The sequence below is a fragment of the Parvibaculum indicum genome (genome assembly GCF_011762095.1).
GTDB lineage: Bacteria > Pseudomonadota > Alphaproteobacteria > Parvibaculales > Parvibaculaceae > Parvibaculum > Parvibaculum indicum.
On record NZ_JAASQO010000013.1, the window covers coordinates 24085 to 43188 of the forward strand.

At 64.5% G+C, this 19104-nt stretch carries 14 protein-coding genes and 2 pseudogenes; 8 read left to right on the plus strand and 8 right to left on the minus strand.

Features of this window, described 5'->3' with window-relative positions; all coding sequences use genetic code 11:
- Positions 1 to 20 precede the first annotated feature (20 nt).
- Genes FHS78_RS15375 through FHS78_RS15385 form a run of 3 tightly spaced genes read right to left on the minus strand, consistent with a single transcriptional unit; the run spans position 21 to position 5486 of the window.
- Positions 21 to 3290: an error-prone DNA polymerase gene (locus tag FHS78_RS15375; RefSeq protein ID WP_167095268.1), complete on the minus strand. Its 3270-nt coding sequence runs from the start codon at positions 3288 to 3290 to the stop codon at positions 21 to 23.
- Positions 3287 to 4810 (minus strand): Y-family DNA polymerase, encoded by a 1524-nt coding sequence (locus FHS78_RS15380; protein WP_167095269.1) that lies wholly within the window; start codon positions 4808 to 4810, stop codon positions 3287 to 3289. Before FHS78_RS15380 ends, FHS78_RS15375 begins: the two co-directional genes overlap by 4 nt.
- Complete coding sequence (locus tag FHS78_RS15385; RefSeq protein ID WP_167095270.1) at positions 4725 to 5486, minus strand: ImuA family protein; 762 nt, start codon at positions 5484 to 5486, stop codon at positions 4725 to 4727. The genes FHS78_RS15380 and FHS78_RS15385 overlap by 86 nt, the downstream gene beginning before the upstream one ends.
- A 228-nt stretch (positions 5487 to 5714) precedes the next feature.
- Between FHS78_RS15385 and FHS78_RS15390 the strand changes: the two genes are divergently transcribed.
- The 5 genes and pseudogenes from FHS78_RS15390 (at position 5715) to FHS78_RS15410 (ending at position 9941) form a co-directional block, all read left to right on the plus strand.
- Complete coding sequence (locus FHS78_RS15390) at positions 5715 to 6455, plus strand: DUF6088 family protein (protein ID WP_167095271.1); 741 nt, start codon at positions 5715 to 5717, stop codon at positions 6453 to 6455.
- Positions 6436 to 7548 (plus strand): nucleotidyl transferase AbiEii/AbiGii toxin family protein, encoded by a 1113-nt coding sequence (locus FHS78_RS15395; RefSeq protein WP_167095272.1) that lies wholly within the window; start codon positions 6436 to 6438, stop codon positions 7546 to 7548. Before FHS78_RS15390 ends, FHS78_RS15395 begins: the two co-directional genes overlap by 20 nt.
- A gap of 59 nt (positions 7549 to 7607) precedes the next feature.
- Positions 7608 to 8699, plus strand: a pseudogene (locus FHS78_RS15400) (hypothetical protein).
- A 101-nt stretch (positions 8700 to 8800) separates the two neighbouring features.
- Positions 8801 to 9199 (plus strand): annotated as a pseudogene (locus FHS78_RS15405) (O-methyltransferase); the annotation flags it as partial.
- A gap of 193 nt (positions 9200 to 9392) precedes the next feature.
- A complete protein-coding gene (locus tag FHS78_RS15410) occupies positions 9393 to 9941 on the plus strand; it encodes a siderophore-interacting protein (protein WP_167095273.1) in 549 nt (182 codons plus the stop codon).
- A 146-nt stretch (positions 9942 to 10087) separates the two neighbouring features.
- On the opposite strand, the gene FHS78_RS15415 is transcribed toward FHS78_RS15410, so the two are convergent.
- The 4 genes from FHS78_RS15415 to FHS78_RS15430 form a co-directional block, all read right to left on the minus strand.
- Positions 10088 to 10845, minus strand: a protein-coding gene (locus FHS78_RS15415; RefSeq protein WP_167095274.1) for an IS5 family transposase whose coding sequence is annotated in 2 segments (ribosomal slippage) — positions 10088 to 10512 and positions 10512 to 10845 — 759 coding nt in all. Because the reading frame shifts where the segments join, the coding sequence is not laid out codon by codon here.
- A gap of 77 nt (positions 10846 to 10922) precedes the next feature.
- Entirely contained in the window at positions 10923 to 12191 is a 1269-nt protein-coding gene (locus tag FHS78_RS15420; protein WP_167095275.1) for a YiiX/YebB-like N1pC/P60 family cysteine hydrolase, read from the minus strand.
- Positions 12192 to 12239: 48 nt separating this feature from the next.
- On the minus strand, positions 12240 to 12932 hold the full coding sequence (gene scpB, locus FHS78_RS15425; RefSeq protein WP_167095276.1) for an SMC-Scp complex subunit ScpB: 693 nt from the start codon (positions 12930 to 12932) through the stop codon (positions 12240 to 12242).
- A 3-nt stretch (positions 12933 to 12935) separates the two neighbouring features.
- Positions 12936 to 13889 (minus strand): DUF1403 family protein, encoded by a 954-nt coding sequence (locus FHS78_RS15430; protein ID WP_167095277.1) that lies wholly within the window; start codon positions 13887 to 13889, stop codon positions 12936 to 12938.
- Positions 13890 to 14058: 169 nt separating this feature from the next.
- Between FHS78_RS15430 and FHS78_RS15435 the strand changes: the two genes are divergently transcribed.
- The 3 genes from FHS78_RS15435 (at position 14059) to FHS78_RS15445 (ending at position 15857) form a co-directional block, all read left to right on the plus strand.
- On the plus strand, positions 14059 to 14316 hold the full coding sequence (locus FHS78_RS15435) for a type II toxin-antitoxin system VapB family antitoxin (RefSeq protein WP_011992919.1): 258 nt from the start codon (positions 14059 to 14061) through the stop codon (positions 14314 to 14316).
- Positions 14316 to 14702, plus strand: a complete 387-nt coding sequence (locus tag FHS78_RS15440; RefSeq protein WP_167095278.1) for a type II toxin-antitoxin system VapC family toxin — start codon at positions 14316 to 14318, stop codon at positions 14700 to 14702. The genes FHS78_RS15435 and FHS78_RS15440 overlap by 1 nt, the downstream gene beginning before the upstream one ends.
- A 222-nt stretch (positions 14703 to 14924) precedes the next feature.
- Positions 14925 to 15857, plus strand: coding sequence for a recombinase family protein (locus FHS78_RS15445; protein WP_054165313.1), 933 nt, complete (start codon positions 14925 to 14927; stop codon positions 15855 to 15857).
- Between the two features lie 44 nt (positions 15858 to 15901).
- On the opposite strand, the gene FHS78_RS15450 is transcribed toward FHS78_RS15445, so the two are convergent.
- Complete coding sequence (locus tag FHS78_RS15450) at positions 15902 to 19039, minus strand: P-loop NTPase (protein WP_082364262.1); 3138 nt, start codon at positions 19037 to 19039, stop codon at positions 15902 to 15904.
- Between the last annotated feature and the right edge of the window lie 65 nt (positions 19040 to 19104).

Genomic DNA, 19104 nt, shown 5'->3' on the forward strand with positions numbered 1-19104 from the left:
GTCCACGACGCTGTCACCGCTTATCTGAAATCCCGCGGCTTCACCTTGATCTGGTCGATGTGTCCGTACGGGTCGACGATGTTGCGCGGCCGCGGGCCTTTCGGCAGGCCGCGCGGATCAGGCGTGGGGCTGCCGTGATGCAGTTCGTCGCCGCGGCCATGCGGCAGCGGAAATGCGTCGTCGCGCTCGCCGACGCTGGCAAGCTCACCCGATAGATCGGACAGATGGCGCGCCACGAGATGCACCACCTCCCCTTCCCGCTGAATTCGCCCGCGCACCAAAAGCATACCCGCCGACAGCACGACGCGCCGGTATTGCTCGAAGACCTGCGGCCAGATGACAAGATTGGCGATGCCGGTCTCGTCCTCGATCGTGATAAACATTACGCCTTTGGCGCTGCCGGGCATTTGCCGCACCAGGACGAGCCCGGCAGCCTCGAGCCAGCGGCCGTCGCGCCCCGCCATCGCCTCCGTGCAAGTGACAATGCGCCGGCGCGCGAGATCGGCGCGCAGGAACGACAACGGATGGGCGCGTAGCGTCAGGCCGACATGGCCGTAATCCTCGACCACCTCGCCGCCGGCCTTCATGGGGCGTAACGCGACGGCCGGCTCGTGGATCTCCGGCACGGTCCGCGCTTCGCGCGCCGCGGCGGCCGCGAAGAGCGGCAGCGGTTCGTCGCGCAACGCCTTGATGGCCCACATGGCATCGCGCCGCGGCAGACCGAAGGCCGGCCGAAACGCATCGGCGTCGGCGAGGTGAACGAGCGCCGCAGCCGGCACGGCGGCGCGGCGCCATAGATCGTCGACCGACGAGAATGGCCGATCGGCACGGGCGGCGATGATCTGCGCGGCGTCGCCATTGGCCAGGCTGCGCACCATGCGCATGCCGAGTCTGACTGCGAAGCGGTCCTCATGCTCGGTCGGCTCCAGCGTGCAATCCCATCGGGATCGGTTGACGTCGACGGGGCGTACCTCGACGCCGTGATCGCGCGCATCGCGAACGATTTGCGCCGGCGCATAGAATCCCATCGGCTGGGCATTGAGCAGGGCCGCGCAGAAGACATCCGCATGATGGCATTTCATCCAGGACGACGCGTAAGCCAGCAAGGCGAACGAAGCGGCATGGCTTTCAGGAAAGCCGTAACTCCCAAAGCCCTCGAGCTGCGAGAACGTCTTCTCGGCGAAATCGCGGGCGTAGCCATTGTCGATCATGCCGTTGACCAATTTGTCCTTGAAGGCCGAGACGCCGCCCGTGTGTTTGAACGTGGCCATGCTGCGGCGAAGCTGATCGGCTTCGCCGGGCGTGAAGCCGGCCGCCGTGATCGCGATCCGCATCGCCTGTTCCTGAAACAGCGGCACTCCCAAGGTCTTGCCGAGAACCGCTTCGAGCTCCGGCGTCGGATAGACGACGTCCTCCTTGCCCTCGCGCCGGCGCAGGTACGGATGGACCATGTCGCCCTGGATCGGTCCCGGCCGCACGATCGCGACCTCGATGACGAGATCGTAGAAGGTGCGCGGCTTCAGCCTCGGCAACATGCTCATCTGCGCCCGGCTCTCGATCTGGAAGACGCCGAGCGTGTCGGCGCGGCGGATCATCGCGTAGGTGCGCGGGTCCTCGGCGGGAATGGTCGCGAGATCGAGCGTGACGCCCTTGTGCTCCGCCAGAAGATCGAAGGCGCGCTTCATGCAGGACAGCATGCCGAGCGCGAGACAATCCATCTTCATCATGCGCAAGGCGTCGACGTCATCCTTATCCCACTCAACGACTTGCCTATCCGGCATCGCCGCGGGCTCGATCGGCACGAGATCGTCGAGCCTGTCGCGCGTTAGGACGAAGCCGCCTGGGTGCTGGCTGAGATGGCGCGGCGTGCCGATCAGCGCGCGCGCCAGCTCGAGCGCGAGGCGAAGGCGCCGGTCGCCGAGATTCATGTTGAGGTCGGCCGCGTGCTTGTCCTCGATGCCGGTCCTCGACCAGCCCCAGACCTGGCCGGACAGCATCTTGATGGTGTCCTCAGTCAGGCCCAGCGCCTTGCCGACGTCGCGCAGCGCGCCTTTCGATCTGTAGCGGATCACTGTCGAGCACAAAGCCGCGCGGTCGCGGCCGTAGGTCTCATAGACCCATTGAATCACCACTTCGCGTCGTTCGTGCTCGAAATCGACGTCGATGTCGGGCGGCTCCTTGCGCTCGACGCTGACGAACCGCTCGAACAGCAGGTCGTTACGATCCGGGTCGATAGATGTGATGCCGAGCACGTAGCACACGGCGGAATTGGCGGCCGAGCCGCGGCCCTGGCACAGGATGCCCTTCGATCTGGCGAAGCGGACGATTGCGTTGACGGTGAGAAAATACGGGGCGTAATCGAGCGTGCGGATCAGCGCCAGCTCATGCGCGAGGATCTTGCGCACCCTGTCGGGCACGCCTTCGGGATAACGCTCCGCGGCGCTCTCCCATGTAAACTTCTCCAGCGCCTCCTGCGGCGTGAGGTCCGGCATCGTCCGCTCTTCCGGATATTGATATTCGAGCTCGGACATTGAGAAGGTGCAGCGCTTCGCGATCGCAAGCGTACGCGCGAGCGCCTCGGGATAGCGCGCAAACAGCCGGTGCATCTCTTCAGGCAGTTTGAGGAAGCGATCGGCATGGCGTTCACGCCTGAAGCCGAGTGCGTCAATCGTGACGTTATTGCGGATCGCGGTGACGACATCCTGCATGATGCGACGCCGAGGTTCGTGAAACAGCACGTCATTGGTCACGACGGTATCGACGCGCAGCGACGCCGCGAGGTTCGCCAGCTCGTGCAGCCGGAGCTGGTCGTTGGGCCTGCGGCGCAGCGTCAAGGCGAGGTAACCGCGATCGCCGAACGCCTCGCGCAGGCGGCGCAGCCGTTCGGCGCAGGGCGCGTCGGCGTCATCCGGGAGAAGGATGGCGATCAGGCCCTCGCCATAGGCGACGACATCGCGCCATTCGAGGTGGCATTTCGCTTTGCCGGCGCGGCGCTTGCCTTCCGACAGCAGACGGCAGAGCCGCGCATAGGCCGCGCGGTCGGTCGGATAAACGAGCAGCGAGAAGCCGTCGGCGAGGTCGAGGCGGCAGCCGACGATCAGGCGCACGCCCGTCACCTTGGCGGCCTCATGGGCGCGGACGATGCCGGCCAAGGAATTGCGGTCGACGATGCCGAGCGCCTCGATGCCGAGCATGGCCGCCTGCGCGAACAATTCTTCGGCGCTGCTCGCGCCTCGTAGAAACGAGAAGTGCGAGGTCGCCTGCAGCTCGACATAGCGCGGGCCGCTCATCCGAAGATTCCGTGCAGATACCAGCGCTGCGAGCCGGTCTCGCCATGCTCGCCGTCGCCGGCGCGATAAATCCAGAACCGCTCGCCCTGCTCGTCCTCGACGCGGAAGTAATCACGCACGGCGTCGAGCTCGGCGTCGCTGCGCCACCATTCCTCGAAGATCCGCTCGGGCCCATCGGCGCGCCGCACGCGCCGGCGCATGCCGCGCCAAACGAATGTCACGGGCGGATGATCGGGCAGAAGCGCCACGGTCTCGATCGGCTCGGGCGAGGCAAGGAGCCGCACCGGGCGCGGCCACGATCCTGACCAGGATGCGCCGGCGTCCGGCGACGCCGGCGACGCGCGCGCGACCGATCGTTCCGGCACGTCGCTTTGAAGGGGCACGATGCGATAGAGCCGTTCGCCGCCGATGCGATTGGACAGCGTGTCGATCAGGTCGCTGATGTCCGCCTCCGGCGGCGCGGCGAGATCGGAGATGATCTGCTTCGCGTCCAAGGGCTCGGCGATCGTCGCGGCAAGCCGCATCAGCTCGATGCCGAAGCCGGGATCAATGGTCTCGATCTTGTCGGTGAGGAGCCGCGTCAGGCGCCTGGCGTCGCGCACCGGCAAGGCCGTGCCGACGCGGACCGCCACCATCCGCGCATCGACGCGGTGACAGAGAAGGTCGAGGCGCCGGGCGCCCTGCCCGCGCGCCTCGAGCAGGATGCAAAGCTCGCTCACCAGCTTGGCGATGTAGCGGGCGATCGTCTCGGCCGCTGAGATCGGCTCGGGAAATTGACGCCGCACCTCGGCGATCTCGGCGGGACGGATCGGGTCGATCGGCTCGCTGAGACGGCGCATCGCCTGGTCGAGGCGGCGGCCGATGTCGGACCCGAAGCGCAGCGCGAGCGGCGCGCGCGGGGTGCGCTCGAGATCGCCGATATGGTCGAGGCCAAGCCGGCGCAGGCTGTCGACGGTCGTGGCCGGCAGCCGCAATGCCGCGATCGGCAGGGACATGATCGCTGCGGCGCTCTCCCCGGCGGGAACGACGAGCGTCGGCTGTGCGGCGAAGCGCGCGAGCGCATGCGCCGCGCCCCAGGTGTCGGCCATCGCCGCGCGCGCGGACAGGCCGGCAGCTTTCAGCCGCGCCACCATGTCGGCGAGCATGGCGGTCTCGCCGCCGTGAAGATGGGTGGCGCCGGTCGCTTCGATCACGAGGCCGTCGGGCGGGTTTGCCGCGACAATCGGCGAATAGCGGCGCAGCGCCCAGAGCGCGAGCCGGTCGAGCGCGGCGAGGTCCGCGTCCGGCTCGGCGTCGCGCATGACGAGATCCCGCACCAGCGCCTGCGCCTTGCTGGCGGCCATGCCGATGCGCAGGCCCGCGCGCTGCGCGGCCGCATCGGCGGCCAGGATCTCACGTCGGCGACCCTCACGGCCGACAAGGACGAGCGGCGTCTCAGGCGGAGGCGCGGCGTCGCCCAACATCCTTCGCACCCTGTCCGTCGGCCAGGTTGGAAGGAAGAGCGAGACGACCCTGGTCATCACACGCCTCCACAACGAAATCCGCGCGTTCTCCGGCGCGCGATCGGATGAGCTCGAGCAGCCAGCGCGGTCGCCCGACGCCGGGGACCGGGAGCGGCGCCGACGGCAGGGCCGACACGCGCCATCGCGTGGTGGCCGCGGTCGGCATGCCGAAATCCGCCGCCTCGGTCTGTCGGCGCCAGCGCCGGACCGCGAGGCCGAGCGTGCCGGAGGCCTCGGCCGCGAGCTGGAGCCGGCGCGAGGCGGTCATGGAGAGGCGCGACACCTCGGCGACGACGGCGCCCAATCCGGGATGCCGTAGCCCTTCCTCGAAACAGGCGAGCAGGGCCTTCTCGTCGCCGCACTCGACATAGACGACGCGGCCAGGCGCGAGACCGGCCTGGGCGAGCGCCGGCGCGAACAGATCCATGCGCGTCACGCACCACAGCACCTTGCCGCCGCTGCGCGCCGCGACGCCGGCGGCGAACAGGGCGGCGGCCGCGCCGTCCACTGCGCCGTTGCCGCCTCCGGCGACCTCATGCAGCGCACCGCGCAGCAACCCTCCTTCCGGAAGAACCCGGTCGATCGCCGCCACGCCGAAGGGCAGGACCGCGCGCTGCTGCGCGGTCCTGCCCTCGAGCCGGGCGATGCGTGCCTGGAGCTCGGACACGACTGATCGGGGGGCGGACGTACTCATGTCCTTTGCAACGCTCTCTGCATCTGATATGTTCTATGTTTGTTCTTGTCGTCCTAGAGAGTCAATCAGACTCGTCTGAATCGTCCTGCGAGGGGTCGTCCGGAAGGAGAAGGAGGGGCAAGCGGCCTTCTACTGACCAAAGTTTGAATACAAATTCTGGACAGAGCGAGTTCCAGATTGCTACTGACCAAAGTTTAGATATAATCTTCGGACAGAACTGAGGGGCCAATGCCCGACCCGACGTCCGACACCCTCGACCGCATCCATGCCCGGATCGCCCAGGCGGCGCCGGCCGGGGTGTGGTCGCGCGCCGATTTCCTCGACATCGGGACGCCGAACGCCGTCGAGAAGGCGCTGCAGCGGCTGACTCTGCGCGGCGACATCCGCCGGCCCTATCGCGGCCTTTACGACAAGCCCGGCGTCAGCAAGCTGACCGGCAAGATGGTGTTTCCGCCTCGCGCCTCCTTCATCGACGCCATTGCCCGGCGCGACAAGCTGCGCGTCCTCATCGACGGCATGACCGCGGCGAACGATCTCGGCCTGACGACGGCCGTACCGGCGCGCTCGACGATCTATGCCGACACCTATCCCCGGACGATCGAGATCGAGGCGAGCGCCGGCGATGCGAAGGTGACGAAGCCGGTCATCTACAAGCTCGACTTCAAACGCGTCGCGGCGAAGACGGCGTTCTGGGCCGGGCGGCCAGCCATGCGCGTCGTCCAGGCGCTGACATGGTTTCGGGATGAGAAGGCGAGCCTCGACGCCGCCGTGAACGGCATCGTTCGGCATCTGTCGCGCGATCCGAACCGCGAGAAGGTCGCGGATGATCTGCGCGAGAACTTCCGCGCGGTCCCGGCATGGATGTATCCACTGATCGAGACGATCACGCGCCGGCTCGCCGAGGATCACAGCGAGAATGCGCCGGACATCGAACGCACGAAGGGCGATCATGCTGAAGACGTTCATTGAAGTCCTGCGATCGAGCGTCGACGACCGCCGTGCTCTCTTCGAGACGGTCGCCGCGCATCTCGAAACGCAGGCGCAGAACGTCGAGAAGGACCTCTATGTCTGCTGGGTGCTCGACTTCCTGTTCAACCGGCGCGGCGATGATCCGATCGGCCTGTATTTCAAAGGCGGCACGAGCCTCAGCAAGGCGTATGGACTGATCCGGCGTTTTTCCGAGGACATCGACATCGGCATCTACAAGGCCGATCTGCATGTCCCGCTCGAAGCCGACATCGCCGCCATGCCCTCGATCAACCAGCAGCAGCGCGCGCTGGCCCAGAAGGTCGACGAGGCGGCACGCCAATACATCTCCGGTCCGCTGAAGGAGCGGCTGGCGAACGAGATCGCCACAGTCGAGGAAGCGATCGAGCAGCCGGGACATTTCACGCTCGGCTTCGGCTTCGACAATTATCGCAACAGAGACGCGCTCGACATTCTGGTGATCGGATACAAGAGCGCCTTCGATTCCGCGCAGAACTATGTGCAGGCCGCGGTCCGCATCGAGGGCGGCGCGCGTCCCGATCCGGAGCCGGCCGAGCCGCGCGAGATCGTCCCCTACATCGCTGACGAAATGCCGGAAGGGATGGACCTCACCGTTCGCAACGTGACGACGGTCAAGCCGGAGCGGACCTTCTGGGAGAAGGTGCTGATCCTGCATGCGATGACGGAGATGACGGAGAAACGGCGTGAGGATGCCAATCCCGAACGGCCTGTGCCCGATCTCAATCGTTACTCACGTCACTACTACGACGTCCATCAGATCTGGACGCATGCGGACTATGGCGTCGCGACGGCGTCGTTGCGCGATCTGGCCGAAGCCTGCCGGCAGCACAAGCGCCTGATGTTTCGCGCGCCGGATCACCGATACGACCGCGCCGTGCCGGGGAGCTATCGACTCGTCCCGACGCCGGACATGCGTGCGGAGCTCGCGGCCGACTACGGGCGCATGACGGCGATGATCTTCGGCAGACCGCCGACCTTCGACGACGTGATCGCCAGCATCGAAGCGCTCGAGCAGCATCTCAACGCGGCAGAGGCCGGGGCTGGTGACACATGACGACCGCACCGGCGGAGTCGGGCAAAGACCCGGCCGGGCCGAAATGATAGGGTGGCCACATGGCTGAGATTTCGGAGAACGCACCTGCCAAACTGCCTGACCACGGCTCGGTCGAGGCCGTCCTGGCGCGTCTGCCGGCGGGCGTCGACGAGACCGCCTTGGCAAGCGCATTGGGCGAGGCGTTCCCTGGGTTCGCATTCTTGGCGACGAGCGTCGACGACCAGTATTGGCGGGACACGCGCTCGGTGCTGGCCGCGGATGGAACACGGATTGCCGAGTATCGACCTTGGATGAAGACCGAGCTCGCGAAGGATAATGGAGACATCGCGACCCTCTGGCGACGGTTGCAGGACACTGATCTCCAGATCTCGGAATGGCACGGAAACAGCGTCTATGCTTTCGCGCCGACAGGATCCGGTGTGGCTCACTATGTCCAGATTTCGCTCGGTCGCGAGACCGAATGGTGCGCAGGGCCGATCGTCAACCCATCACGCCGGCCGTGGGGTGAAGACGAACTGCTCGATCCGTCATGGATCACGCACGACGATATGTCGGACGACAAGGTGCTTGCGGGTCCGCTCTACCGATTGCTCGGCAGGCCGGGAAGCAACATCGTGCATATCCGTAGCTTTCTCGCGCGCTGCGCGCGTCTCGAGCGCGACAAGCGCGAGGCGCGACGGCCGGAGTTGGAGCGACGCGTCTGGGTTGGCTCCGATGGCACGCGGACGCCGTTTCTCGATTTGCAGCCCAACTACTTCGATTTTACGCCGCGTGAGGTGCGCTTCTTTCAGGATTGGGAGGAATCGAGCGCGCGAGCGAGCCGCGTGTACGAGCATTGGGCGCTCGACATCAGGGACTACGAGCACAAAGGTGAGCGTGAGGTCGCGTTCATCCCACGTCCGCTGCATCTGCCGGAAGAGCGCCTGGAGGTGGGCGATTCTTCCGTCCATATCCTCATGGATCGCATCGAGGCAATCGACCGGGAGATGGGCCTTCCGTTTGCCTGGTTTTTCCTGATGACCCACGGCAATAAAGTCTCTCCCGAGGTCGGCGATGCGATCGCGCAAGGCCTCCGCGAGGCGTGAGTGCGTCTTCGCGAGCACGACGCAAAGGTGCTGCTGCGCTGGGCCGACGAGCGCTATGGGTTCTGACTGGCATAGTGGTGTGGTGCCCGATCGCGGAAGCACAGCCTTGCGTGCCGTGTCGGAAGCGTCTGTTCGCCGCAGTACGAAGCGGTTGCCCGACCGAGGATATCTCGACCATCTATCTCGCCGCGGCGCTCCGCGACAATGGTGGCGGGCAGCTCATCGGATCCGAGTTGGAGCCCGCCAAGGTGGCGCGGGCGCGGGCGCATATCGACGCGGCTGGCCTCGGCGACCTGGTGGAAATTCGCGAGGGTGACGCGCTCGAGACGCTCAAGGATGTCGGCGGAGAGGTCGACCTTGCACTGATCGGCGGTGCCTGGTCGCTCTACCTGCCGGTGCTCAAGCTAATTGAGCCCCGGCTGCGGCCCGGCGCCGTGATCTTGGCCGAGAACGCATTTGCGGAGGACTATCTGGGATATGTCCGCAATCCCGCGAACGGCTACATCGCGCAGACGCTGCCGATCGACGAGGGCCGCGGCAACGAATTCGCCGTGAGAATCCTGTAATGCCGGCGTCAGGAGCGGATGGCAGCGCCGCGAAGGCGCCTGGCCGGCTCAGCAAGGCGCTTCTGGGCCTCTTCGTGAAGCGCGCGACCGTCGCGTCGATCGCCGATATCGGCGATCGCTTTCGGCTCGTCACGCTGGATGGAGCTCCCTGCGGGGCGTCGCATGGACCCCCGGGCACAAGGTCCAGATTGCGATGGGCTCGGCCTTCGTAAGTCGCACCTATACGCCGATGGATTGGAATGCGGCCGAGGGGCGCACCCGTATCCTCGGTTACATGCATGGCGAAGGGCCGGGAAGCGCATGGCTGCGCGGCCTCAGGGCAGGCCACGAATATCATCTCTTCGGACCGCGCAGCCCGCTCGATGCAGGGCGTGCGACGGCGGCGCTGGCTGTCTTCGGCGATGAAACCTCGATCGGGCTCGCCCATGCGCTGGCATCGACGGACCGGGCTGGCGCCGTGAGTTGCTGCTTCGAGATCGGCGACATCGAGAGCTGCGGCCAGGCCTTGGCACGACTTGGTCTCGAAGGGGCGACGCCGGTCACGAAGCGCGAGGATTACGGGCATGTCAATGATATGGGGGCAGCGCTTGGCGCGCCGATCGCTGCTGGAGCCTCGTTCGTGTTGACGGGCAAGGCCGGCACCATCCAGCGGCTTCGGCAAGATCTAAAGCGGCGGCGTGTGCCGGCAGCCCGTATCCTCACCAAGGCGTATTGGGCGCCCGGGAAACAAGGACTCGATTAAATCGGAACACAATGAGCGGCCACCGGATCGGGGCACAGCCGCAATTTCCAGTTGGCGAAGGGCAGAATGGTATCCATCGCTGCCCCGGCGCGGCACGCCGACATACGCAAAGCCTATCATGGTCCGCGCAAGGCTAGGTAGGGGACTCATTTGAGCCATTGCGTCGCAAGAGCGACGAGGGCGATGGCTGCGAGGAAGTTTACGGCGAGCCTGTCGTATCGTGTGGCGATGCGCTTCCAGTTTTTGAGCTTCCCGAACATGCGCTCGATGATGTTGCGGCGCCGGTATGCGGGGCGGTTGAGGGCATAGGCAGCGTTTCGGGTTGCGCGACCCGGTATGATGGCTTCGATCTGCCTGTCGCCGAGCCAGTTTCGCAGTCGATCGGCGTCATAGGCCTTGTCTGCAAGGAGACGTTTGGCCGGCGCGATGGCCTCCAGCAAGGGCATGGCCATGCTGATGTCGGCGATGTTGCCCGGTGTCAGCGCGATGGCGACGATCCTGCCGCAAGCATCGGCCAGACAATGGATTTTGGTCGTTCGGCCGCCCCGCGATACGCCGACCGCCTGCGTCCACTCCCCCCTTTTCCGCCGGAAGCTGACCGATGCGCCTTTACATGGGAGCTGTCGAGCATCAGTTCATCAGGGATCGCTCCCCCTGCGGCGACCTTGGCGAAAATCCGCTGCCAGACGCCGCGATGCGCCCAACGGGTGTAGCGATTGTAGATCGTCTTTGCCGGGCCGTATTCGGGCGGTACGTCGCGCCAGCGCGCCCCTGTCTTGAGGATGTGAAGGATGCCGCTGATCACACGCCGGTCGTCGACGCGCGGTCGACCCGGCTGGTTGTGAGGCAGATGGGGTTCAAGACGCGCCCACGCATCGTCCGATAGCCAGTAGAGATCAAGCATGGTGTCCTCCATGCCCCCGCGACCCATACCCGCAGAGAATCTCCCAATCTTGACAATTGTTTGGTTGGGTCCCCTACCTAGTCATCCAGCGGCTCAAGGACTTCGCCATGCCGCGTCCGCCGAATCGCGACGCAATCCGGGCACAGTCGCAGCGACGGAACGCCGGGCATCGTCTCGGCGCTATTGACCAGACGATAGTCGTCGCCGGGATCGCCGCACGAGGAGCAAACTTCCGAAGCTCCCTCCTTCGCGATCGACATCCGTGCGATAGCTCCCAACCGAGGCTCCAAGCGATCGATGATGGAGAACCAGAGTTCGGAATGCGGCACGATGCGCTCGAGCTCGTTGGAAGCATCCGACGGAAAGTGGCGACGCAGCCAGGCGAGCGCCGTCTCGCGGCGCATTTGATCGTTCAAGGCCAGCTGCTCGTAGAGCACAACCAACTGCCCGGTTGTCTCGCGGCCGGCCGCCCCATACGACGCCTGATATTGAACGAGATTCACCGCGTAGCGAAGCCCGCCAGTGTATGCCTCTCGCACAGTGCTCACACAGTATGATCGCAGGTCAATGATCGTGCTCTGATCCGTCCTTTTTTCCATGGCATCGAGGTCATAGTGCCAAGGATTGACCTCGAAATCGGTCTTCCAGAGTTCCAGATAGCCGGAGTCGCGATAGGCGCGCGCGATGTCGGCATCCCATTCCGGATGGGCCTGCACCAAGCGATCCAAGTCGGTGAAGTTCTCAATGGATGGATCGAGCCGGCGTGCGGCGGCAAGGACGGCATTCTGAGCATCATGCGTGTCGGCGATCGGATTTGGCCGATCACGCCAAGCCGCAATCTCCTCCTTCGAGACAGGTTCGACGATGTCGCTGACCGCAACGAGCAGCGGGCTGATCCGCACTTCTTCCGGGGTGCAATAGTCCGGATCCGGAGCGAGCTGCAGGCCAGCGCTCGCATACGCTCGCGCGACAAGGCGCGAGCAAAACATCTGACGGCTTCGGGGCTTCGATCCGGGAATAACCGATCGCGCCGCCTCAATCTTCGAATAGCGTGTACCAATCTCAAAGCGGGCGAAATCGAGAACGAGGTTGAGATGGATCCGGCTTAGCGGAGCCCGGAGACGGAACACAAGGAGCTCGGCGTCGTCCTCGTATAGTTCGCGCTGGATGTTGCGCGCCTGGACGCCGTAGTCGGTCGAGTCAATGACCGAGCCATGCTGGACGCAGATCATCGCGTGGGAAACGGAGCCTCTGGTCGACAAGCGCACGAACTTGCTGGTTTTGCCACCATCCGCAGTGAGCACGATGTCGCCTGGCTCGAGGCTCTCGACCTTAATTCGCTTCATACGAAAACCAGCTCCAACTCAAATCGTCGCCTAAAATCATCGCTGCTCCTACGGCTCCGCGAGCAGATTGCCCTCGTCCTCGCCGCCTTCTTCGCCGCCATCGTGCTCGCGGCCACCTATCGGAATTTCTCCCGCCAGCAGCTTCTCCTTGCTCAGCAGGCCGGCGTCCTCCAGCGCTTCCATATCCGGCAGGTCGCGCAGCGTGTCGAAACCGAAGTGAGAAAGGAATTCATTCGTCGTCACGTAGGTGTAGGGCGCTCCCGGTTGCGGGGACCGCGGTCCGGCAGCGATGAAGCCCAGGGCGCGCAGATGGCCGATCACGTCCCGACTGACTTCCTTGCCGAAGAACTGGCCGAGTTCGCCACGGGTGATCGGCTGAAAATACGCGATGCACATCAGGATCAGAGCGTCCGACTGCGACAGCGGCTTCGTCCCGGTCCCAAGGCCAGTGGCGGCACGGATCGCATTGGCGAAACCGCTCTTCGTGCGATGCTGCCAGCCGCCAGCGACGGCCACGAGCTCATAAGGGCGGCCGCGCAGCTCCTCGCGGATGTCATCGATGATCAGGTCGAGATTGCACTCGCGCCCGACAACGCGGGCCAACACCTCCCGGCCGACCGGCTCCGGCGAGGCGAAGATCACCGCCTCGACCCTGCCCATCCATTCGCGCCAGCGCAGCTCGGCCGGCAATTCCGCGAGCTCGATATCGAGTCCTTCCTCGCGCCGCGCCCGCTTTGCCATGGTCTACAGCCCGTAGAGCCGGAAGGCCGGCCGGCCGGAGAGCTCGCGCACCGCGCCCAGTGTCTCGAGGCGTTCGAACAGACGTCGGGCACCCCAGCGCGACAGGTGCGCGGTTTGCAGCGTGCCTGGAACGGCATCGTCGTCGAGCAACAGCCGGATCGCCTCCCCTGCTCCTTTCGCGCGCAACTTCGGCGCCACGGCCTCGAGTCGGGCCGCACGGTCAGCGACATCGCCGGCCAGCCGACAGGCCTCCACCGCTGCCTGTGCGAGCGCGACGCAGACCGCGCGCTGGAACCCTTCTCCTCCCGGGCGAATCCGGCCACGACTGCCCTCGCCCCGGAAGGCGCTGCTGCGCGCCTGCGCGATGAGGATCGGCACCGGCAGCGGCCAGCGCAGCCGCAGTGCCAGCACCTGGTCGGCGAGCCACCAGCCGAGCAGGTCGGCGTCGGCCCGCAGCGCCTGCACGTCGCCGGCGATCGCGGCGGCGGCGAAGGGCGCGGGAGCTCCAGTGCGGGCAAGATCGCCGACCCGATCCACCAGCGGCGCCAGCTCGTCGCTCCAGCGTAGGCCGAGCAGCGCTACGGTCGACCGCAGGGTCTCCAGATCAACTCCGGGCGAGCGGCCTGCGAGGCGCTTCCAGGCGGCGAGAATATTGCCGGCAGGGCCTGGATCGTCACCCGGCTGGCGCAGATGCCAGGCATCACGCAACGCGCCCTCGTCCTCAGCGCGGCCGACGACGGACACGGCCGCGGCGGCGCATTTCAAAGCGAGACGCTGGCGCCAGGCGCCGGCCCAAGCTGGATCGGAACGAACCAGATTGTCGAGCGAATTCAAAGCGGAACCGGCGAAGAAGGCCGCCTCCGCATCGCTCGTCACCGCCCCACGCGGCACCGCCCAGCCCGGCACGGTCGGTGGCGAACGGTCAGGCGCGCAGGGATGGACGACGGCCGGAATCATGGGCACAGCATAGCCGAGGCGTGCGCTTCATGCCACTATATTGACGCCAAAGCGCACGCCGTGTCATGAATCAAAAACGTCCGATAATGTTGCATTATCGGACATATTGACAGAGGGCGCCAAACAGGGTAGAAATGACCTGAAAGGTAGAATATTCGGAACCCTTCCCATGTCTCTGAACATCAAAAATCCGGCGACCGTCGCCCTTGCCGACGAGCTCGCCCGCCGCCAGGGCGTCACCAAGACTGCCGCCATTCACCAGGCCCTGAGCGAACGCCTGCACCGCATGGGCTATGGAGATACCGCTCAAGCACGTCTTCTCGGCGAGCTGCGTGCAATCCGCGAGCGGGTGGCGCGGTTACCTGAGCTCGACACCAGGAGTGACGAGGAGATCGTTGGCTTCGACGAGCACGGAATCCCAAACTGATGGTGATCGATACCTCTGCCATTGTTGCGATCCTGCGCAATGAGCCTGAAGCCGATGCGCTCGAGCGATTGATCGTCGGCGCCCCTGTTCGCCTCGTCCCCGCTACATGCGTGTTTGAGGCCCGAATGGTTCTGGTCAGCCGGCGCGGCGAGCACGCGCTCGCCGAGATCGACCTGTGGCTCACCAAAATTGGGGCCGACATCATTCCGGTCGACGCGGAGCTGGCGGACCTGGCAACGCAGGCCTGGCTTGCTTATGGTAAGGGGCGCCACCCGGCCGCACTGAATTTCGCCGATTGCTTTTCCTATGCCCTGTCGAAGCGCTCCAACGAGCGCCTACTCTTTATCGGCAACGATTTTTCCAAAACCGACATCCTTGCGGCCTAACCATCCCACCTCACGCGCCTCCAAGGTCCCTGAAAGCGCCCCTTTTCCGCACAGAAGGCCGTAGGCGAGCGTTTTGACGTTAGATGACCCTTGGGTCCATCTGAAACCCACCGGCCGCCTTCACGGTCCTCTGACGCGATCGATAAAACACGCCTGCAAAGGTTCGTTTGCTCAAATCTGTATTGATTGTACAAAGGCCCTATAATCGCCCCTGGAAGCACCATGGCCCGCCCCGCCTTCTCCCCTCCCCGGCCGGCTCGCCGCCTGATCGGCTATGCCCGGGTCTCGACCGACGAGCAGGCGACCGATGCCCAGGTCGACGAGCTGCGCGCGGCCGGCTGCCAGATCATCCACCAGGAGCACGGCTCCGGGGCCTCGCGGGCCCGGCCGGTGCTGGCCAAGCTGATGCGCGAGATCCGCGCCGGCGACGTCCTGGTGGTGGTGCGGCTCGACCGCCTCGCCCGCTCGGTCAGCCACCTACTCGTGGTGATCGAGGAGCTGGAGGAACGTCAGGCCCACTTCCGCTCGCTGCGCGACCCGATCGACACCTCGACGCCGCAGGGCATGTTCTCGCTGCAGGTGCTCGGGGCCGTCGCCCAGCTTGAGCGTGCTCTGATCGCCGAACGCACCAAGGCCGGCATGCGAGCGGCCAAGGCGCGGGGCAAGATCGCCGGCAATCCCGGCCTGCGCGAGCGTCGGCCGGAAGCCATCCGCGCCGCCTCGGCGGCACGTCAGCGTGTCTATGTGGGCGATCTGATCGCCTCGGCCTCGGTCTGGCTGCCGATCGTGCGGCGCCTGCGTCCGCAGCACAGCTGGGACGACGTGGTGCGGGTACTAAACAATCGCGGCCAGAGCTGGACCATCGAAAAGCTGCGGCGCGCCGTGCATCGACTCGTGCAGGAGAGGATGGCGGAGGCGGAGCTGCTTCGGCGCTCACCGCGGCGCCCGCCCGAGGATCGGCTGATGACGCTCGTCGCCGGCATCGCCATCGCCGACCCGGATCTCAGCTTGCGCGACATCGCCGCCCAGCTTGAGCGGATGCGCGAGCGGACGCCGCGTGGCGGGCGGCAATGGGCGGCCTCCTCGGTCAAGTCCCTGTTGGACCAAGCGCTCCGGCTGGGGCTCGTGGTGCCACAGCCGCGCGATGATGCCTGAGATTGTGCGGGGTCCGCTACGCAGCAACGAGGAAACGAAAATCGTTAGGCGCCGGCGCTCATGGCAACGCGGCCCGGTTTCATGTCGGTGGCAATAGGACCCGATCTGGTGAACTGAATCAGGAAGTTCATCTCTGACCCGACCGTGAGATTGAGCCAATCATCGGGAGACGCCTGGTCCTGCCGACCATAGATGTCCTTCGGGTAGGCTGATGATCTCACGAAGAGATAATTCAACTCCTGCTTTCTCACGATACCGCTATATCGGCCGAGGAGTTTCGAAATGGGAGAGTCCCGCCGGGGAATTGCCGACCTCCAATCGGCTGGCGCCCGTTTATCCACCTCGGCAAAAATCTCCGCAGCCTCGGCGGCCGATCCTATCAGGAACAGAAACTGTGCATGGAGGTGCCGGGAGTCGAAATTGTGATCACCCTTGCTGTAGCTGCGGGCCAGATGCCCCCCGATTAGATTGCGATCGCCCCCGCCGGCGAGAAGAAATTTGGCCATTTCGAGGTGCAGTTGCTTATCGTCCGGGAGCCGCTCCAAAGCTGTCGTGTAGATACTTTCTGCCTTATCCTTCTTCCCTCGTGCGACATAGGCATTCGCGAGTCTAATGGCCACACCGGAACCCCTGGCGCCGAGCGCAAAGGCACGTTCTAATGCCCTAAGAGCCTTCTCCGGTCGTTCGAGCACCTCATGGAGTCGTGCCTCGACTTGCTCAACGTCGGAGCTGTCGGGAGCGAGCTGATGTGCCCGTGCTAGTAGATCCTCGGCAGATTTCACTTGGGTGGCAAAGTAAGCAACATCGTGCTCTTTGCTGTCCTCAGCGAGACCGTCACCTAACGTCTCGATTTCGTCGATGATAAGCTTACAGCGACTGGTTACTGCCAGTGGGTCTTTCGAGGAACTCATCTCGTCGAGACGCTCGCGCGCCTGCCGCCGAAACTGCTCCTTGAGCACGATCGAGCGCTCTGCATTGGCGCGGTGTCGGGCGACCTCAGCCTGTGTGTGAATGATGGAGCCCGATCTCGGGGAAAGCTCACGAGCACGGCGGGCAAGATCTTCAGCTTCTATAAGCGATCCATGCTTGTGGTGCATTTCAAAGATCGCCCAGTGCTGAAGAATATGCGCATTCTCCGGGACAGCGGTGACCGCAGCCCGATAAAGCGCCCGGCCAGCCTCGACGCTCGACAGGTCCTCGCTCAGCTTGCGCCCGCGTACGATGTCTTGGAGCACTTGGCTGTCGGTTGAATAGCCAGGATCCAGACCGTTAATGATGCGGGTGAGTTGAGCGACCTTCTCCTCGTCCGTTGGGCAAGCTCCCCTGAACACGAACTGCGCAACGCGCGAGTGGCGCGCGCGATACTGGAAATCGCCGGTGTAAGGGTCACGCAACGTCATCACGACATTCTGCAAAGGGTCGAAGAAATCACGCTGGTAGTCTTCGAATCGGATACCGGAGATGCGCGAGATCGTTCCAGCACGGACTGGCACGGCGAACTGATTCATGGTTGCAATGTCTAAGTAGAGGCGCTGCGCCTGCCCTGGAACGATGCGCTGATATTCCTCTAAAACGATCTCCTCGAACCGCTTGCCTTGGGTCGCCTCATGCAGGGCCACAAGCAGTTGGCGCTCGGCTCGCTGTTGGAAGGCCTCAACCTGCTCGGCTCTCGTCATCGTGGCCAAGAGCCCAAGAGACTGATGGCGGGTGAGAAGATCCAGGAGGCGCTCGATCTCCCCCATGGACAAGTTTGCGACGCGCAGCTCAATCGGTGCAAAGGGCTTCAGGGGGTCAGCATAGACATTCCAGTCGGTATCGCGCTCGGCAGCGATCACGGTCAGCGGCATCTTGCGAGATTTCGCGAGTCGGAGGACGGCGGCAACACGATCAGCATGGAGGGCGACACGATCGACGAAAAGGAAAATCCGGCGTCCAGTTAGTTCGTGCAACTCGACCAGACGCTCGCCTATAAGCGCCCCGCCCGGCTCGAACCAAAGCGCCAGCGCGCCACAAATGGTGGCCGCATCCCATGCCGCACGCTTAAGGGCGATGGTCTTTCCAGCTCCACCCGGCCCGCGTAGCAGAAAAAAGCGCAGGTCCGTGGAATCGGGCTTTTCGTCCGTAACGGCCTTAAGCACGAGATCGCCAGTCAGACGTCGCTCGACATCGAGCCGCTGCACGATCGCGCCCCAGCCAGTGTCAAAGCCTTCGTAGAACTTCCTGGCATCCTGGGGCGGGTGCGGCAGATCCTGGTGCAGAAAGGTGAAGTCCCGCTCCAGTGCAGCCTTAAGCTGCGGTGTCTCAAAGGAATTGATCCGATAGAGCTTGCGGATCGGCAGCTCCTTCACATCGGCCGTTACCGCAAGCGAGCGAAACAGTGGGTCAACCGCTCTATCAAGCGCTTCCATGAATTCACCGAAGCGGGCGTTGATGACGGTGACGTTCATGCTCGACCAGTAGGTGATCTCGGGCTCCGGGAGGTTTGGAACGACGAGATAGTATCGAGGTCGAGTACCTAGTCCGACGAAGCGATGAACGAGCTTGCGAATGTGTCCATCCGCCATCCTGTAACCACAGAAAACGATTGGGCTCTCTCGAGCACGGTCTTCCAGACGACCGAAGAGGCGGGTGCGTCCATTGGCGTAGCGGTCATAATGCTCGTGGGAGAGAATTGGCGGCAGCGCCGGATCGTGTAGCTGATCGAGGCATCCGTGAAGCTTCAGAAATTCCACACCGCGAGTCGCGGCCTGCATCCGCTCCTCGACCGGCTCGGTATCCCGAACGAATGTGACAAGGTTCTGCACACGATTAGGCGTCGCCGCATAACCCCGCTCAACGAGCAGGTCGTAGTTGGTGGTAGCGATCGTCCGCCAGCGAAACGTTGGTAGGAGCTTGTGGGCGTCCGATGGCTCGTAGCTCGCCAAAAGGGTACGCAGATATTCGAAGACGACGCCGTTCCCATGTGCTTGCAAAGCCATTTCCGCAACGGACATCAGGTCGTAGCCGCCCATCTCGGTGCCGAAGAACTGCTTTGCTAAGGATGCCCGGAGAGAGTCGCCGGAGGGAGCTCCTGCCTCCATAGACGCGCCAGCCCCCAAAAACATGATCACCCGCTGCTGCTGCATCGAAGCAACCAGGGCGTCGGGAATACCGACGGAATTGCGCGAACGTCTTGCAGCCATTGTCGCAGGCCTCAGCACTTTGAATGTTGCCAGCCGTCGCCTTTTCTCGGCATGAGTCGGCCCTT

Bases quoted from the DNA above. Each gene is read 5' to 3' on its own strand.
- FHS78_RS15420 (WP_167095275.1), bottom strand. From the start codon at position 12,191: ATGAAGCGAATTAAGGTCGAGAGCCTCGAGCCAGGCGACATCGTGCTC.
- FHS78_RS15375 (WP_167095268.1), bottom strand. From the start codon at position 3,290: ATGAGCGGCCCGCGCTATGTCGAGCTGCAGGCGACCTCGCACTTCTCG.
- FHS78_RS15450 (WP_082364262.1), bottom strand. From the start codon at position 19,039: ATGGCTGCAAGACGTTCGCGCAATTCCGTCGGTATTCCCGACGCCCTG.
- FHS78_RS15390 (WP_167095271.1), top strand. From the start codon at position 5,715: ATGCCCGACCCGACGTCCGACACCCTCGACCGCATCCATGCCCGGATC.
- FHS78_RS15445 (WP_054165313.1), top strand. From the start codon at position 14,925: ATGGCCCGCCCCGCCTTCTCCCCTCCCCGGCCGGCTCGCCGCCTGATC.
- FHS78_RS15435 (WP_011992919.1), top strand. From the start codon at position 14,059: ATGTCTCTGAACATCAAAAATCCGGCGACCGTCGCCCTTGCCGACGAG.
- scpB (WP_167095276.1), bottom strand. From the start codon at position 12,932: ATGGCAAAGCGGGCGCGGCGCGAGGAAGGACTCGATATCGAGCTCGCG.
- FHS78_RS15430 (WP_167095277.1), bottom strand. From the start codon at position 13,889: ATGATTCCGGCCGTCGTCCATCCCTGCGCGCCTGACCGTTCGCCACCG.
- FHS78_RS15440 (WP_167095278.1), top strand. From the start codon at position 14,316: ATGGTGATCGATACCTCTGCCATTGTTGCGATCCTGCGCAATGAGCCT.
- FHS78_RS15395 (WP_167095272.1), top strand. From the start codon at position 6,436: ATGCTGAAGACGTTCATTGAAGTCCTGCGATCGAGCGTCGACGACCGC.
- FHS78_RS15385 (WP_167095270.1), bottom strand. From the start codon at position 5,486: ATGAGTACGTCCGCCCCCCGATCAGTCGTGTCCGAGCTCCAGGCACGC.
- FHS78_RS15410 (WP_167095273.1), top strand. From the start codon at position 9,393: ATGGGCTCGGCCTTCGTAAGTCGCACCTATACGCCGATGGATTGGAAT.
- FHS78_RS15380 (WP_167095269.1), bottom strand. From the start codon at position 4,810: ATGACCAGGGTCGTCTCGCTCTTCCTTCCAACCTGGCCGACGGACAGG.